Genomic DNA, 16304 nt, shown 5'->3' on the forward strand with positions numbered 1-16304 from the left:
ACGGCATCATGCGCACGTCGGAACAACTGTCCGTCGGGGCGTTCGACCAGACTCAGCCGCGCGGCCTCGACATAGGCGTCGGCCGCCCACCACCAGGGGCCCCCGACCCCCCTCCCCCAACGAACGGATGCAGCCTCCAGCGCGAGAGTGAGCACGGGCACCGCGTCCCGAGGCGTTCCGGATTCGACGAGGTGCAAGGCTCCTGCCACGACGGGGCGATCGCGTCCTCCGAGAGCGCGAAGGCCGGGTCGACGGCCTGGCGGATGGCTTCGGCCTCCGACACGATCCGGGAGATGGTCTTCGAGCCCAGTTCGGCGAGGTGCCGCGCCTGGCTCGTACTGTCCGACGAGGCGGACGACACCCCGACTTCCGGGAGCGCTTCCTCTCGTTCCTCCTCCCCTTCCCGCCCGGGCTCTTCAGCGAAATCCCGAGCCATGCGTTCGAGAAGCAGCCCCATCGCCTTGCGCAGATTCGCACGGTCGGGCTCCTGTCCCGCGGCCGTCCGAAGATCCACTCCCAGCCGCAGCCATGAGACGGCCTCCTGAAGTCCGGCGATGCCGTCCGGGAACAGGGCCGCCTCGCCCCTGCGGGCGAGACAGAGACCGATGGTCCCCGCTGAATCCGCCTGCTCGGACGAGCCCTCCGGGGCTTCGGCGAACGCTGAACGTGCCGCGGATTCCGCCGCGGCGAGGTCGGCGAGATCGGCCGAGACGACGAAGCGGCGTGTGTACGCCTCGGCGAGAGTGAGTCGTCGACGCGCCCGACGGGTCTGTGAGTACTCCGGCAGGGCAGCCACGTGAGCGAGCAATCGGATGCCCGAGTCCGCATCGTCCAGGCGACCGGAGACCGGGGCCCTCCGGCAGAGCGCGAGACCGAGCGTGGTGTCGCGGTACGGGCTAGGAGCGGAGCTCCGCAACAGGGCCACCGCCTCGTCGAGCAGGGCCGGATCACCACCCTGCTCGACATCCAGCACGAGGTCGCTCGCGTGGTCCACAGGGTCTCGCCACGGGTCGTGGCCGGTCTCTTCCGTGAGCCGGGACCATAATTCCCGGGGCACACGACGGTGATCGGCCAGATACAGCATGCCGAAGACATGCATCGCCGTCCTGAGGTCCGCAGCCGACAGCACGGCTTCGCCCTGGGCAAGAGATCGTGCCCAGTAGTACGCGGCGACCGTGTGCAAGGTGTCGGTGTCCACCTCATGGAGCTCGTCCAGCTTTTCGCTGACCATCGCCATGAGTTCCGAGGCGCACGTCATCCCCGCCTCGTCGAGCACAGCCTCCGGAGCCCCTCTATCGCGGAAGGCCAGAATTCTGTCGTTCAGCTCGCTGAGAAGTGTTGCCCGCAATCCCCTGACCTCCCAAGAGATCAGGGTAGGCCAACGGTGCTGGTCACGACGTGCGATCTGCTATTCCCCACTCCTGCTCCTCCGACAAGGGCACACACCTGCAGAAGCGTGCCTCGCCCGGGTGACCTGCTCCGTCGCGGAGCACTCCCACTCTTGTGGCTCGGTCCAGGACTCCGGTGCAGCTCGTCATGCGGATGGACGGCTCACCTGCGATGCAAGGGCGTGCTCCGGAAGGCGGACCACCAACTGTCGGAAGTCGGCCTCGCAGCCGCCCTCTGCTCACGCCTCCGGCAGGGTCGGCTGCGACCACTGCACCGGTGGCACCGGGCCCCCACCCAGCAGGCTACGCAGCACGACCCCGTCCCCCTCACCGAAAGGTCGCAGAAGGCGGAGCGCCGTCCCCAGGAGATCGGCGTAGATGAGCAACGCCCGAGCGCCCGGCGGGCCGGCCGTCTGCGTGGAGAAGTTACACCTCAGGGCATACCCTCCGGGTGTCACGGCCAGGGCCTCCACGACTCCCTCCTCCTGCCCCAGTGCCGCGCTGATGCCGTCCAACTGCGGGTCGTTGGTGACGTCTTCGCCGGGCGAGTCGTATCCGATACTCCGGTTCGGCGTCATCATGCGAATCGACGTGAGCGTGATGCCGTGCCTGTTCGCCCGCTCACGTACCTCCGCCAGCAACGGAACCTCACGCTCCTCAGGAAACTCCAGGTCCTTGCGGCTGCCGGCGATGTACGCGACGAAATCCGGACCTTGCAGGGCCAGTCGTCCTCGGTCCACCGTCCAGCGCCAACCGCCGCCCGCACCACGCCCTTCGACGACCATGCAGACATGGGCCTTCCAGACACCGACAGCGCTACGCATGAGGTGTTGCAGGTTCTCGGTGTCCGTGATGCCGCTGTCGAGCAGCGGCTTGATGTCCACAAGCGGCTGGATGCGCCGCCAGAAGTCTTCGTCCTCGATCTCCTCCGAGGACAGCAGCAGGTTCAAAGAGGTGGCATCAAGGGACGAGCGCAGCGGCACATCGCCCGGGAAGTCCGTCATCGATCGGCCGCTGCCTTGCCACATCGCGGCCATGAAAGTGGCAAGCCGATGCGCCACGCCCGGGGTCGTGCGACGGCTGAGCGTGGTGAGGGCGGCACGCGTCGGGGCCTCCCGGCCCTCACGGGCCGCACCGACTCCCAGGTCCACCGAGGCGAGGAACTGTTCCACTTGGTCCTGTCTCATGATCCCGCGGCCGCCTTCGACGATCGCGTCGGAAGCCAGTGCAACCGGCGAGCGGGTCGTCGAGTGGGGAGGCAGGGACCCGAGTCCGAAGGGGTCCAGAACGAGCGTCTGTCGCTCCCCCGCGATGTCGTCCAGTCGGGTCCATGAAGGACCCTGCCCGACCTGCCCCAGCGGCACGACGAGCGGTTGCTGCTCTCGTTCGAGCAGCAACACATCGTTGGCGAGGAGAATCGGATCGGATGAAGTCCGGAGATAGACGCGCCGTTCAGCCACACCGCGGCCGTTCTTCCACGTCATCAACAGGTCCGGTACATAAGTGTGGTTGAAGAAGGGGGTTCGGACGATCTTGGCTGAGGGATGCACTGCAAGCAGTCGGCGCTGCACCACATCCTTGACCCGTTCAACGGCCTCACGGGGGTCAGGGTGGTCGAGTGCGCGATCGATCTCGGGTGCGACTGGTGTCACCATGACGTCTTCCCCTGGCTGTTGTAGAAGCGGGCTACGACTCCACGCCAGTCGTCAAGCGGAACGAGCTTCTCCTGCTTCTCCGACATGACCACGATCCAGAGCCGCGCCGACAGCTCATCGACGATCTCGTCCTTGATCAGTTCCCGGGCTTCGTCTGGATCTTCCGTGCCCAAAGCACGAGCCGCCTCGGCGAGAACGGCTTCCCGGATCGTGTCCGGAGCCGTGAGCACATCCCAATCGCGTGCGCGGAACGGCGCCAGCTGATCCACATGTAGTGATCACCGAGCATGTAGTCCTTGCTGAGCGCGACGTAGCACTTGGCCAGAAAGCTCTTGTACTCCGTACCTTGATCACTTGAGTTCCGTCGCCATTTGACCTCGGCGCAGAACATCTGGCCGTCCCAGTCTCCGCCACGCATGACCCCGCCGAGGTCGTAGGAGAACTGCTTCTCATTGCCGTGCGGCCAGTGGAGGGTGAGCTTCTTCGCCCAAGCGCCGTCCGTATTGGTGTACGACTGGGCCACGCGCATGGTGCCCTCAAGCCATCTCTTCGCCCGCTGGACAGCCTCTGCACCTACAAGGTGCGCTTCTTCACCTGGCACCGGAAAAGGGTGCCCCAGCCAAGTTTCCGCTTCAAGTGGTTGAAACCGGCCAGCCGCTCACCGGCTTGCGACGAGCGCCCCGCCCCTTACTGCGCGCAGCAGAGCGGTGCACTCGGACCATGCCTTACCCCTGCGTATGCACGCTGCATTGCCCTCTGCTGGGGAGACTCTGGGGAGAATCAGCCTGCCCTGAGGAGCGTCTGGGGAGAATCGACCGCGTGGGACAGCGACATCGTGAAAGCCTCGGAAATCCGCAAAGAAGATCTCCTCGCCCACCTCGCAGGACAGACATCGCCCTTTCCGCCATCAGGCGGCTTCCCAGAGGCCGGCGTCCAGGATCCGGGCGGCCTTGGTGATGGTGCCCGGCATCAGGTACCGGTAGGTGCGGTACGTCTCCTCGATGGGCTTGTGTCCCATCCACTCCGCCACGTCGGTGATGGGGATGTTGTTGCCGAGGGCATTGGAGGCGAAGTAGTGCCGAAAGCCGTACATCCCGACGCCCACCTCCGGCGGGAGGTCCGCGAAGAGCTTCCTCCCCCTGCGCCGTTCCATGCCTTCGGTGAAGTAGCCGCCCGGGGCTCGCAACAGGTAGCCGCCCTTCACGGTCCCGCGCCTCGCCGTTGCACAGGCCGTGCCCCGCCATCATGACGATCTCCAACGCCAGAGCCTCGTCAACGGCCGTCAGCGCCTCCGTCATGTAGGCAAGAGACGGGATACGGAACACGCCCTCGTTGACCATCAGCCGATCGGCGGTCGACCGCTCCGCCGTGCAGGGCAGCCTCCCACCGTGGACGGCTCCGGGTCGGAACTTGCCGACTACACCGCATCCTCTCGTTGCACCGACGGTAGAGCAGATGGACACGATGGCCGCCTCTCAGGCGTTCTCGTCATGGATCCGCGCACCCAGATCCTCCGCCCACTCCAGCGCCCACGCCTTGAGTTCTTCGATCTGCCGGGAGGTGAGCCCATACGCGGTGTAGTCCTCGTCCTCGTACCAGTCCGCACCGATCAGCCGGTCCCGGAGGTCTTCGAGGCTGAACTCGTTGTGGGCACGACGGCGGCCCAGGGATTCGAGGTCGGCGGTGGAGCGGTGGCGGGATGCGGCCTGGACGTCGATGAGGTCGCGGACGGTGCCGCGGTCGGCGAGGGCACGGACCTTGGTGCCGATCACGTCGTCGAGGGAAAGAACGGGGCCGTAGGGGGTCTGGGCGGGCGGAGCCCAGAACGCCTCCTTGAGGACGTCGACCTCGCACTCCTCGCCGGTGGCCGGATCGGTGACGAGAAAACGGCCGCTGAGCGGATCGGTCTGGACGTGCGTGGTCCGCCATCCGCGCGCGCTGAGGCCTGCCGTGAGTGCGGCGACGATCTCCTGCATCGGAGCGGGATTCTCTGTGGCGACGTCGAGGTCGCGACTGAAGCGTTCGACCAGGCCGTGGGCCTGCACGGCGTACCCGCCGGTGAGGACCAGAGGGTAAGGGGAACCGAGGTCGAGGATGTCGGCGAGGAGACGCTCGTGGAGCGGAGTGAGCTTCACGCGGCGCTCGTGTCGGCCGGAGCGGTGCGGAGCAGCTCGGGGAAGGCGTCCTCCCAGACCTCGCGAATATAGGGACTGATCAAGCGCCGCAGCACGGGCCACTGCTCGGTGAGCAGTCGGTGGTGCAGGAGGGTCACCAGGTCCTCACTCAGTCCTTCGGCGAGGACGGTCCGGTAGAGCGTCATGCGGGACTTCGGACGGTCCAGACTGTAGCTCGTCCGCCCGGACCAGACGATGTGGAGCGGCAGGTCCACGTTGCCCTCGACAGGGCCGGCCAGCTCCTGCAAGCGCTCGGGCAGCCGGCTGCGGTAGCGGTCCCTCAGCACCTCGGCGCGGGCGGCGGTGATCGTCGTGTCCATGCATCCAGTATCGCCGTTGAGAGGGGCGGCATAGCGGATACGGGGGTCCCCTGTCATACGTACGGGGCGGGCGGCCGCCCTTCCCTCGGATATCTCAGCCAGGGCGCGCTTAGCGCATCATCTCCTACCCGCGCAGGCCCCAGGTGGCGCGGCAACCGGCTGCCCTGCAGGCCCGGACCAGGCCGCCCGCGGGCGCGGGTGATGATGACGCAGCAGGTCACGCGGTGGGACCGGCCGCGGCTTCGCTCTCTGTCGGAAGTGACGACGATGCCGAAGCCGAGGCCCATGGTGCCCGCACAGTGGACGAGAAGGACACCGGGGCGGGCGAGGTCAGGACCCATGCCGCGGTCAACCTGTCGAGTACGCAGCGAACGTCCCAAGCGGGAGCCAGAAACCTGTCGAGGTCACCCGTCACGGCGGCCATCTGGTCAGCAAGCTGGGACGCTTCCGCGCCCGATGCTGACCGTTTGCTGACCTGAGTGGGGCCATCAAGCCTCTGACCTGCTAAAGCACCCAAATGCTAGATCTTGGACTTGAACAGAGTACGCAGCACTTCGGACTCCTGTAAGACGGCTCCCTGCCTGCTTTGTGCAGGTCAAAGGCGGTCTTCACTCTACACGGGCACGCGTCGAAGTCGATGAGTGTGAGGAACATCGCTTCTCATCGGCGACAGGGCTCCCTGCCTGGGCTTCGGCGCCAACCGGACTGCTGTGGCACCACCGACCAGGCGCCTGTTCGGACAGCCTCTCAGGATGTTCGGGAAGTGAAGCTGACCAGATGCTGACTTACCTGACGATGTGCCAGGTAGGCGCTTGGTGATGAGTACAACCACTTCCAGGTGCGTGGGCCGCAAGCGGAGCATGGTCACCGACACTCTCGGACTGCTGCTGGCGATGCCCGTCACCGCGGCGAGCGTGCAGGACTCCGTCGCCGGTACCGACCTGATCAACCAGGTGGCCGCCGCACACCCCACCATCCGCAAGGTCTGGGAGGGCGGCGGCTACCGACAGCACCTCGTCCAGCACGCCGCCGCCCTCGGCATCGCATGGAAAGCGTCCAACGCGCCCGGAAGGAAGGGATTCAGCCCGCTGCCCAAGCGGTGGACCGTGGAGCGGACCTGCGGCTGGTCCGATGCTTCACTGCCGCCTGGCGTGCGACTACGAGACCCTGCCCGCCCGCTCCGAAGCCATGATCCAGCTGGTCATGACCGACCTGATGGCCCGCCGCCTCACCGACCAAGCAACGATCCCCTGGCGCGACATGATCAAAGATTCATTCCTGAATGCACCATGGTGAGAGAACGATCTCCTATGCGAGCGGGTCGCCCGCTTTCTGGACGACCTTGGCGATCCAGGCCATGGCCTCGGGCACGTCGTAGTTCCCTGCGTGCGGCTGGTTCCAGGCGAGCCGGTAGTCCAGGTCCTCGACCTGCTTGTCCGCGGCCAGTGCGCGGTCAAGGTTGACCGAGACGGTGAAGGCAGTGTCCCGGTCCCGGGTGCCGTGGCGGACGTACCAGTTCGGCGCGGTGTCGGCCTTGGTGCCGATGAAGTCCATCGGGTCGATGAGGTGGATCTGGTCGTCGACGGTGGTGCTCGGCTGCGCGGTGTACTGCTTCCAGGTCAGCCCGGTGTCGTCCAGACCGCTGCCGTCGCCGGGCACGTCGTTGTGGTTCCAGCTGTACTCGGTGTAGTTGAGGTACGTCTGGGTCGGCGGGCCGAAGAGGTTGGTCTCGGTGCGGCTGGTGGTGTTCCCGGCGACGCCGACGGCGTCGAAGGCGGGGGTCGTCTTGAGGGCGGCCTGGGTGGCGACGAAGGCGAGGTACTTCGTCATGTCGACGGAGCGCACGGTGCGGGTGGCGGTGTCGACGTCTATCCAGTCGTTGACGTACGACTTGGTGGTGCCCCCTGACGTGATCTGGAAGGTGCCGCCCAGCGGCGGGATGGTGTGGGCGGGATCCTCCTTGAGGTAGGTCTCGGCGGAGCGGACGACCTCCTGCTCGATGGTGTCGAGCATGGTCGCGGCGGTGAGCCGGGAGCCGTCGGGGTGGCGCAGGCCGAGGCTCTTCTCGTAGGCCGCGAACCGGGACGCTATCTCCGCGGCTGCCGCGGGTGAGGGGTTCTGGCCGGTGGTGTCGCGGGAGCCCAGGGCGTTGTAGAGCCACTCGTAGGCGATGTCGGCGTTGCCGAGGTCGGTGATCGGGCAGTAGGCGTTGACGGCGAAGACGTCGTCGCGCAGGGTGCTGCGCCCCTTGGCGTCGATGCCGGCGGCGCCGATCGCGGCAAGGTAGGGGGTGTACTCGGCGCTGTTGCCGGAAGCGCCCAGGATCGACGCCAGCGCGCCGCCGCCGCTGGTGCCGTTGACGACGATCCGCTCCGCGCTGCCGGGCATCGCGGTGTCGTTGAGACGCAGGTAGCGCACGGCGGCCTTGGCGTCGGTGACGGCCGCGGGTGCCTTGCCGGGGGACGAGCCGTCGGCACCGACCAGTCCGCGGCTGCGGCTGGCGACGTCGACGAAGACGTAGCCCGCCTTCAGGGCGGCGCCGACGTTGCTCGTCGCGCTGTTGTAGGCGGCGCCCGCGGTCACGCTCGCCCGTATGTAACTGGCCATCCAGCCGCCGTTGTTCACCGCGAAGTAGATCGGCGCCCGCTGGTCGACGAAGGCGCTCTCGGGGACGAACACGTTCATGCTCTGGTAGCCGCAGGCGGTGTTGGGGATCGTGGTGGTGCTGCCCCCACCAGGTCCGCCGGGCTGCTGCGAGGCCGCGGCGACCGGGTTCACGACGTAGCAGATCTCCTTGTACCAGCGCACGGTCACCGGACGGCCGTCGACGGTGACGGTGATCGTCGTGTAGGCGGAGGAGTCGAAGGCGAGCGCCGCGTCCTGGGGGTCCGCGGCATGGCCACGGCTGTGCGCAGGCGCGGCCGCCGCGACGGAGGCCGGTACGACGACGGACATGAGGACGAGGGAACCCGCGAGTGCCACACCTCTAAGGAAGCGTGTGCGGGTCGCGGGGCGTCTCGCCCGGTGGGCGAGTGCGTCTCGTCCGCGGGGCGCGGTCAACCTCTGCATGGGTCTCCCCTCATCGAGCACCGAGTGCTTCGCTGATGCCTCGGGGTCAAGGCGTGACGCACGCTACAAGATTGTCAACAATATGCCTAGCATTATCGCGGACATAGTTTTGGGGTGCCCAGCCGGTCGGAAAAGCCACTGCCGGTTCGAGCCGACGCGGCGTCCTGCCTCCGCCGCGTCGCTCAGGCGTCGTGGTGGCGCAGCCACAGGGTCAGGTGCCAGTCCTGGTCGTTGGCGAGGGGGTCGGCGGTGTGGGCGGGGCGTCCGTCGACGGTGGAGGGCATGACGAAGGCGCAGGTGGCCGAGCCGTCCTCGTGGTAGTTGGCCAGGTTGGCGCGGAAGATCGTGTCGGCGAGGCGGTTGGTGTCTGGGGTGCGCAGGGTGGCCGGCAGGCGCAGCAGGGTCGTGGCGGTCAGGGTGCTCCAGTAGTGGGGGAAGACGTCGCCCCAGAGCCGGTTCTCGCCGAACCAGTAGCCGTCCCAGTGGCGGATGGCGATGCCGTGCAGGCGTGCGTGGGGCTGGGGGCCGCCGAAGGCCAGCAGCCAGGGCAGCCGCTCCTCGATCGCGTCGTGGAAGACGGCGTCGTCCGTCAGGGCGTAGGCGTCGCTGAGGAGGTCCAGCAGTGGAGCGACGATCGCCTGCTCGTAGTTGACCTCGTGGGCGGGTAGGCGCCGGCCCAGGCGCGCGAACTGGCGGGCGCTGTCGACCAGCAGGTCGCGCAGCCGTGCGGCGCGGGCGGTCTGGCCGGCGGTGTCGAGGGCGTCGCAGACGGCCGTCGTCGTCGGGGAGTCGTCGATGGACAGGTGGGTGGCGCCGTCCAGGTCGAAGCGGCGCTCGATGATGCGGGCGGCGCGCTCCAGGTCCTCTGGGCGGCCGTGCGCGCGGTGCCGGTCGAGGAAGAAGCGGGCCAGCCAGGGCATGTCGTACAGCCGCGGTTCGAGGTGCCAGGTCTGGGATCCGCGGCGCGGGGCGTCGATGTCGTCGAGGAGATGGCGTACTGCGAACCGGGACCATCCCTCCAGCAGGGGGCCGGTCTCCTCGGGGTCGGCGAGGCCGCGGGCGGTGGCGGCCTGCAGCAGCAGCGGCATGGCGATCCGCTCTGAGCCGTCGGACCAGTCCGGCCAGCCGTTGGTGGCGCCGGTCAGCCCGGTCCTGGTGTTCACAGGGACGAAGGCGTGGGCGAGCAGGCCGGGGCGCTCCGTGGCCCGCTGGTGGCGGATGATGTAGGCGACGCGGCGGCGCACGACCTCCTCCAGCGGGAGATGGAAGAGCACCTCGGTACGGGCGCCCTCACCGATGTCCAGGGTGCGGGTGCCGTGCGCGGAGACCTCGACCCGGTACCGGCCGTCCGACTCCCGCTCCACCTTCACCTGCGGGTCCGGGCTGCTGACCGACGCCGCCTCGACGACGATCGGGGTTCCGGTCTCGGCGGCGTACGCGGAGAACACGGCCGGCGGCCGGGTGGCGGCGGTGAACTGGTCGACCGACTCGTACCAGCCCAGCTCCCACGCGAGCGAGACCGACTCCCCCGGCCCCAGGTGCAGCACCGGCTGCCCGCCGAACGCATCCGGATTGCGGGCGTGGTCGGTGACCTGGAGGACGAGGTGACCGCGGATGTCGGACAGCGACGCCTGGTTGCGGGACTCCACCGAGTACGCCCGCACCGCCCCCTCCCGCACGATCAGCCCCAGACAGCGCCCCTCACCAGACATCGGCTGGGCCAGCACCCACGCCCACGTGCCCCCGGTGAAGACGTGCGCGTGCACGGTCTGTTCGAGCGAGGTCGCCGCGTCCCGGTACCAGTCGGCGAACGGCGTCTGGATACCGAGGCCGGTGACGGCGAGGGACTCGTCGGCGCTGTTCACGACCGTGTAGCGCTCACGCAACACGTCCCCGTCCACAAAACGCCGCACCTCCACCCGGACCCCGGGCAGCGGTGTGTACACCGCCTCGACCGCGTCGCCCGCCACCCGCAGTCCCGACGGCGCGAGCCACCGGGCCGCTCCCCGGTCCGTCACCAGATGCCCGGACCCCCACTGATGCTCCACCGAGTGCCAGGGCGCGGCGGCCTGGTCGAGCAGAAACCGTCGTACCGGGGCTCGGTCGTCCAGGAACTGCACCGGCGCGCCCGTCACCGGGTCGAGCACTGCACGCCCCGTGCCGAACGGGAGCGACTCCGGAACCCTGGCCTCGGTGGAAAGCACTTGAAACACTCCTCGGGCGTACGTGAGCCCGCTCGGGCGGCAGCGATCACATGAAAGCAACGCCACCCGGCCGGGTACAGGGAGGCGAAACTTTTCGACCGCCGGCAACGACCAGATGTCCCGCGTCCACCGGCACGTCCCTCAGCCATGTCGAAGGCTGCGGGTGCGGCTGCGAGTGCGTCCGCACGACACCGATCGGCCGCTGCATCCGCCACGGATGTGACACTGGGGGAATGATCACGGCCACGCCTGATCCACGAGGGTGCGTCAGCGGTGCCGCAGGAGTCCACCCAGGAATGATGTACATCGACTCGGTACTCGATGATCCGGTAGGCCAGTCGCTCGGCGGCCCGCACGCGCATCTAGCCCGACGGCTCGGCGGGGCCGTCACCTACTCCACCGAAGTGGCGACCTTCTCCGCCGTGCCTGTCCAGCCTGAGGCAGAGGACTGGGCCCGACCTCGCCGCGTTGCTCGGTCCAGGTGCCCTCGCCGACATGTTCAGTTGTCCGGCTGCCCCACCGCGGAGCTGGGAGCCCGTCTTCAGCCTTGCGGGCCGTCAGTTGATCTGGTCCGGCGGCCGCCTCCCTGACCGACGCGGCGCCGAGCCCGACAGCGCCTTGGTCGTACTGGGCAAGGACAACGTGTCCGAGATGCTCGATCTCGTCTCGCGGACCGAGCCGGGGCCCTTCTGGTCACGCACCCACGAACTCGGCACCTACCTGGGTGTCAGGGTCGAAGGTGCCCTCGTGGCGATGGCCGGGGAGCGCCTGCGGCCCCCGGGATGGACGGAGATCAGCGCCGTCTGCACCGCTCCCGAGGCACGGGGTCAAGGCCACGCCGCCCGTTTGGTATGTGCGCTCGCCGCACGCATCGTGGCACGCGGCGAGCGTCCCTTCCTGCATGTGGCCGAGACGAACAGCGGCGCCATCGCGTTGTACGAGCGCCTCGGCTTCAGGACGCGCAGGCAGGTGACCTTCCGGGGCTTTTGGACTCCCTGACGGCCCGCATCGGCGGCTCTGTGGAATGGCCTGCCGACGATGGGGGCAGCACGCGTCACCGACAGTGAGCCTTCTTCGGTTCCGGTCGGCACCACGCGGGGAGGTCCAGTGATGCGGGGGCTCGGTGGTGATGACGAGGACCACGGTGCCGGGTCGGTGCGCCGTCCATCTGCTTGCGGCGACAGAGCAGAGGGTGACGCACAGCAGGCCGGTGCCGTGGACGATCAAGTCCGCTGTCGACCAGTGACTTCGCCCGTTGCCGGGTGCCGCGCACTTCGCCGGCGGTCGGGACCCTGATCACTTCACGGCGCCGTCCGCCTCACCTCTTGGGGTACCGGGCAGAGCTCCGGACAGCCTGAAGATCCGGTCGGTGGACGGCGGGGTACCGTCACCACCCCCGGGGAACGGTCGGACACTGGGTCGGCTCCCGGTTGACGGCGACCGGAGGCAGGTCCTGAGCCACCGCTGACAACAGCACCCGCGCCTGACGTCAGATTCCCTTCGGTACGGCGGCGGGGTCGGCCAGGATGTGTTCGCGTCCGGCGGCGAGCGCACCGTGGAGGGCCGCGTCGGCACCGAGGGCCCCGGGAGTGACGGCGGGGGAACAGGCCGGGAAGGCGCCCCGGCGCGGGGCGAGGCGGGCGTCGATGCCGGGCCTCAACCAGGGCAGCCACTCGGCAAGTCGGCCGCCGAGGACGACGTGATCGGGGTCGGTCACTCCGGTGAGCGACTGGAGTGCGGCGCCCAGGGCATGCCCGGCGCGGTTCAGTGCGGCCAGAGCGCTCGGCTCGCCTGTACGCAGGCGGTGGTCGAGTTCGGTGAGGGCGGCGCTGGTGTGGTGAGGCGAAGCCGAAGTGCCGAGGCCGGCCTCCTCCAGGACCGCGCGGGTGCTGACGTACGTGGTCAGGCAGCCGGTCGCGCCGCATCGGCAGACGGGTCCGTCGAGGGAGACCGGGATGTGGCCGAGCTCCCCGGCCAGGCCGTGACTGCCGTAAAAGACGCGGCCGTTGACGATCAACGCGCCGGCCACTCCCGCGTCCGACTTCACATACGCCACGGTGCCGCCCCGCAAGGCGAGGGCGTGGTACTCGGCCAGTGCCGCGGCCTTGGCGTCGTTGACCACGTCGACGGGGCAGGGCAGTCCGGGCAACCGGTCGGCGACGAGCCGGGCGAGGTGCGAGGCACTGTGCGCAGGGCCCGGCGCTTCCTGCGCCCTGTCGGTGACCGGTCCGGACAGAGCGATCACCAGACGGCCATGATGGACTCCTGACTCCGGTGGATCGACGGCGTCGACGGCGGAGGCGATGTCATCGGCCAGGTTCTCCACGGGTCCGAACGGGCCTCCCGAATTCGGTAGTTGGCGTGGCAGGCCGGGTACGCCGGCCAGGTCGGACGTCATCACCGTGCTGTATCCCCAGGCCACATGAACGGCGGTGGTCCGCACTCGCCCGGGCACAAGACTCACGAGTCGGCGCGGACGGCCGCGCCCCCCCGACGAGGCGGCGCCGACCTCCGCCACCAGGCCGCGATCGATCAGGTCGGCGACGAGCGCCGTCACCGAGGCGTGCACCAGGCCGGTGCCCGCGGCGACCTCGGTGCGTGCGCACGGGCCGTGAGCGGCGAGGTAGCGCAGGACCAGGGAGAGGTTGGCCCGGCGCACAGCCGCGGAGTCGGTGGGAGCGGGGGTGTTCACGTCTCGATTGTGCATGGTCGCCACAGCGGTCCTCGATTTCACGCCCTTCTAATTTTTCAACCCTTGAAAATAAAGAGCCGGAGCCCGCACACTCGACGTGAAAGCACCCCCCACGGACGGCGGACAACTCGCCGCGACGAGGAGAAGACCATGAAGCACAGGGCAGTGAACCGCAGGAGCGTCGTCATAGGACTCGGTGCGACCGCCGGGGTCGCAGCCGTCGGCGGCATCACATTGACCGCACAGGCAGACAACACGGGCGGCACCGACGGCAAGGGCGCCTCGGTCAACGACTTGCTGGTCTTCGACCAGGACGACTTCACGGAGAAGACGGAGTCGATCGCCGACGCCTCCGGCACCGAGCACTCGGTGGCGTACCGCTTCTACAAGGCCCGCAACTACGTCACGAACCCGAGCGACTCCGACCACCAGAGCCTGGTGGTCAGCGTCCCGGTCAAGATCGACGGCACGACGGTCGATGCGTCAAACGCCCCGATCGTGCTCGCCAACGCGGTGGGCGCCTACATGCCCACCAGCGTGGCGGACGCCACCGGGGTGGGACAGGCCAAGCTGGAGATGACCGGCATGGGCGGCGCCATGCCACCGGGCGGCACGGACGGCGGCATGGCGGGTGGCACGGGTGCCATCAACGGCATGGTGAACCTCGCGAAGCTGGCCCTGGTCGCCGGTTACGTCGTGGTGGAGCCCGGCACCCGCGGACGCAGCCTCACCGACTCCTCCGGCACCTACTACGGCACCGCCCCCGCGGTGATCGTCGACCTGAAGGCCGCCGTGCGCTACATCCGCGCCAACGAGGGCCGCATCCCGGGCAACGTCGAGCGGATCGTGTCCACCGGCACCAGCGCGGGCGGCGCCTCCTCGGCCCTGCTCGGCGCCTCCGGCGACAGCGAGATCTACGAGCCGTACCTCAGGGAGGCCGGTGCGGCCGACGCCTCCGACACCATTTTCGCGACCGGCGCCTGGTGCCCGATCACGGACCTGGAGCACGCCGACGGCGCCTACGAGTGGAACTGGGGCACCCTGCCCACGCAGACCACCGGCAAGACCGTCGACCAGAGGGTGTCGAAGGAGCTCCAGTCGCAGTTCGCCGAATACCAGGCGGGCCTGAAACTCCGCGGCCTCAAGGGCTCGGGCTTCGGCAAGATCACCGCCCGCAACTATGCCGACTACCTCCTGGAGCACTACCTCCAGCCGTCGGCGACGAAGTACCTCGCGGCCCTGCCGGCTTCCGAGCGCGAGACATACCTGGCCAAGAACACGTTCATCACGTGGAAGAACAACCGGGCGACCTTCACGTGGGAGGGCTACCTCGCGCACGTGGCACAGCGGAAGAAGACCCAGCCGGCCTTCGACGCGTTCGACCTGTCCGCCGGTGAGAACAACGAGTTCGGCAAGGGCACCACCAAGGCCCGTCACTTCACCGCCTACAGCGCGAAGAACGACACCACCGGGCTCAGCAGCAAGCGGGTCGACAGCGACATCCCCGAGAAGCTCAAGCTGATGAACCCGATGTTCCACATCCTCGAAGAGCGCAACCCGAACCGTTCCAAGCACTGGTGGATCCGGCTCGGCGCATCCGACACCGACACAGCGCTGACAGTCGCCGCGAACCTCGCCATGGCCGTGGACAACCTCGGTGACGACGTCGACCACGCGTACTACTGGGACAAGGGCCACGCCACCAACGAGGACCCGGGCGACTTCATCAAGTGGGTCGCCAAGGTGACGGGCTACAAGGGCTAGCCACCGACACCGCCGAACTGTACGCCCGTTCCGAAAGAGCGCCTCGCGCACGCGCGGATTGATCCGCCGTGCAGGGCAGCGGGCCGAGTGACGCCGGCAACGGCCGCTCCGCCCTCCCCACCGGCGGCCTGGCCCTCGACGAGGGCAGCCACCAGCCTGGCCCCCTGCGCCGGAGATCGGCGCCGGTGGCCGCCGGTGATCCGCATCAGGCGCAGCACCGCATGCACAACCAGGGCCGCTGTCCGGCGCCGCCTGTGAGTCCCGCCGTGACTCGCCTCACCCAAGAGTGAGAACAGAATCGTTGACAATTCTGTTCGCCTAGATTTAGCGTCGACAGGCACTCACTCAGGGAGGGCACATGCCGAAGGAAGCCCGTCCAGGCTCCGGAGAGCAGGCCAAGCAGTACGCGCTGGAGCGACTCAGGAAGGCGATCCTGCAGGGCGAGATGGCGCCGGCCCAGCGGCTGGTGGAGAACGAGCTCGCCGAGAGCTACGGCGTCACGCGTGCCAGCATGCGTGCCGCTCTGCTCGATCTGACCTCCGAAGGGCTGGTCGAGCGGATCCGCAACCGCGGTTCGCGGGTGCGGGTGGTGACGGTCGAGGAGGCCGTGGAGATCACGGAGTGCCGGATGGCCCTCGAAGGGCTGTGCGCGGCCAAGGCGGCGGCCGAGGCCACCGACGCGCAGCTCGACGAGCTGACCGGACTGGGCAAGGCCATGTCCAAGGCGGTCGCCGACGGCGATCCGGTCACCTACTCCGAGCTCAACCACGACCTCCACGCCCTGATCCGGGACGCCTCCGGCCAGCACACGGCCGTCGGTCTCCTGGAGCGGCTCAACGCTCAACTGGTGCGGCACCGCTTCCAGTTGGCGTTGCGGCCGGGACGTCCGCAGCAGTCCCTGAGTGAGCACCTGGCCGTGATCGAAGCGATCAGGGCCAGGGATCCGCAAGCGGCCGAGACGGCCGTGCGCGCCCACCTCAGCAGCGTGATCGACGCCCTGCGCGCCGACTGAGACGCGCTCCTGGGGCGGGCGCGGCA

11 protein-coding genes and 2 pseudogenes are annotated in these 16304 nt (G+C 68.6%); 4 read left to right on the top strand and 9 right to left on the bottom strand.

Annotated features, from left to right (window positions below):
* Positions 1-52: 52 nt before the first annotated feature.
* From ACSU6L_RS04115 to ACSU6L_RS04140, 6 genes are all read right to left on the bottom strand, one after another.
* Complete coding sequence (locus ACSU6L_RS04115) at positions 53-1276, bottom strand: hypothetical protein (RefSeq protein ID WP_437053615.1); 1224 nt, start codon at positions 1274-1276, stop codon at positions 53-55.
* A 351-nt stretch (positions 1277-1627) separates the two neighbouring features.
* Complete coding sequence (locus ACSU6L_RS04120; RefSeq protein ID WP_437053617.1) at positions 1628-3043, bottom strand: hypothetical protein; 1416 nt, start codon at positions 3041-3043, stop codon at positions 1628-1630.
* Positions 3037-3312, bottom strand: a complete 276-nt coding sequence (locus ACSU6L_RS04125) for a hypothetical protein (protein WP_437053619.1) — start codon at positions 3310-3312, stop codon at positions 3037-3039. Before ACSU6L_RS04125 ends, ACSU6L_RS04120 begins: the two co-directional genes overlap by 7 nt.
* A gap of 638 nt (positions 3313-3950) precedes the next feature.
* Positions 3951-4247: a hypothetical protein gene (locus ACSU6L_RS04130; protein WP_437053621.1), complete on the bottom strand. Its 297-nt coding sequence runs from the start codon at positions 4245-4247 to the stop codon at positions 3951-3953.
* A 271-nt stretch (positions 4248-4518) separates the two neighbouring features.
* Positions 4519-5178: a nucleotidyl transferase AbiEii/AbiGii toxin family protein gene (locus ACSU6L_RS04135; RefSeq protein ID WP_437053623.1), complete on the bottom strand. Its 660-nt coding sequence runs from the start codon at positions 5176-5178 to the stop codon at positions 4519-4521.
* A complete protein-coding gene (locus ACSU6L_RS04140; protein ID WP_437053625.1) occupies positions 5175-5537 on the bottom strand; it encodes a hypothetical protein in 363 nt (120 codons plus the stop codon). Before ACSU6L_RS04140 ends, ACSU6L_RS04135 begins: the two co-directional genes overlap by 4 nt.
* An 845-nt stretch (positions 5538-6382) precedes the next feature.
* On the opposite strand from ACSU6L_RS04140, the pseudogene ACSU6L_RS04145 reads away from it, so the two are divergent.
* A pseudogene (locus ACSU6L_RS04145) lies at positions 6383-6833 on the top strand (IS5 family transposase); the annotation flags it as partial.
* A gap of 12 nt (positions 6834-6845) precedes the next feature.
* On the opposite strand, the gene ACSU6L_RS04150 reads toward ACSU6L_RS04145, so the two are convergent.
* Both ACSU6L_RS04150 and ACSU6L_RS04155 read right to left on the bottom strand, forming a co-directional pair.
* The gene (locus tag ACSU6L_RS04150) at positions 6846-8492 is read right to left on the bottom strand and encodes a subtype B tannase (RefSeq protein ID WP_437053627.1); all 1647 of its coding nucleotides are present in this window, start codon (positions 8490-8492) and stop codon (positions 6846-6848) included.
* A 296-nt stretch (positions 8493-8788) separates the two neighbouring features.
* Positions 8789-10810, bottom strand: coding sequence for a hypothetical protein (locus tag ACSU6L_RS04155; protein WP_437053629.1), 2022 nt, complete (start codon positions 10808-10810; stop codon positions 8789-8791).
* Between the two features lie 296 nt (positions 10811-11106).
* On the opposite strand from ACSU6L_RS04155, the pseudogene ACSU6L_RS04160 reads away from it, so the two are divergent.
* A pseudogene (locus ACSU6L_RS04160) lies at positions 11107-11809 on the top strand (GNAT family N-acetyltransferase).
* A 490-nt stretch (positions 11810-12299) separates the two neighbouring features.
* Here ACSU6L_RS04160 and ACSU6L_RS04165 read toward each other — a convergent pair.
* On the bottom strand, positions 12300-13502 hold the full coding sequence (locus ACSU6L_RS04165) for an ROK family transcriptional regulator (protein ID WP_437053631.1): 1203 nt from the start codon (positions 13500-13502) through the stop codon (positions 12300-12302).
* Between the two features lie 150 nt (positions 13503-13652).
* Here ACSU6L_RS04165 and ACSU6L_RS04170 point away from each other — a divergent pair, with 150 nt between their 5' ends.
* Entirely contained in the window at positions 13653-15266 is a 1614-nt protein-coding gene (locus ACSU6L_RS04170) for a subtype B tannase (RefSeq protein ID WP_437053633.1), read from the top strand.
* Positions 15267-15624: 358 nt separating this feature from the next.
* Positions 15625-16278, top strand: coding sequence for a GntR family transcriptional regulator (locus ACSU6L_RS04175; protein WP_437053635.1), 654 nt, complete (start codon positions 15625-15627; stop codon positions 16276-16278).
* The last annotated feature ends 26 nt before the right edge of the window (positions 16279-16304 follow it).

The organism is Streptomyces sp. enrichment culture, assembly GCF_964272855.1.
In the GTDB taxonomy this organism is placed as follows: Bacteria; Actinomycetota; Actinomycetes; order Streptomycetales; family Streptomycetaceae; genus Streptomyces.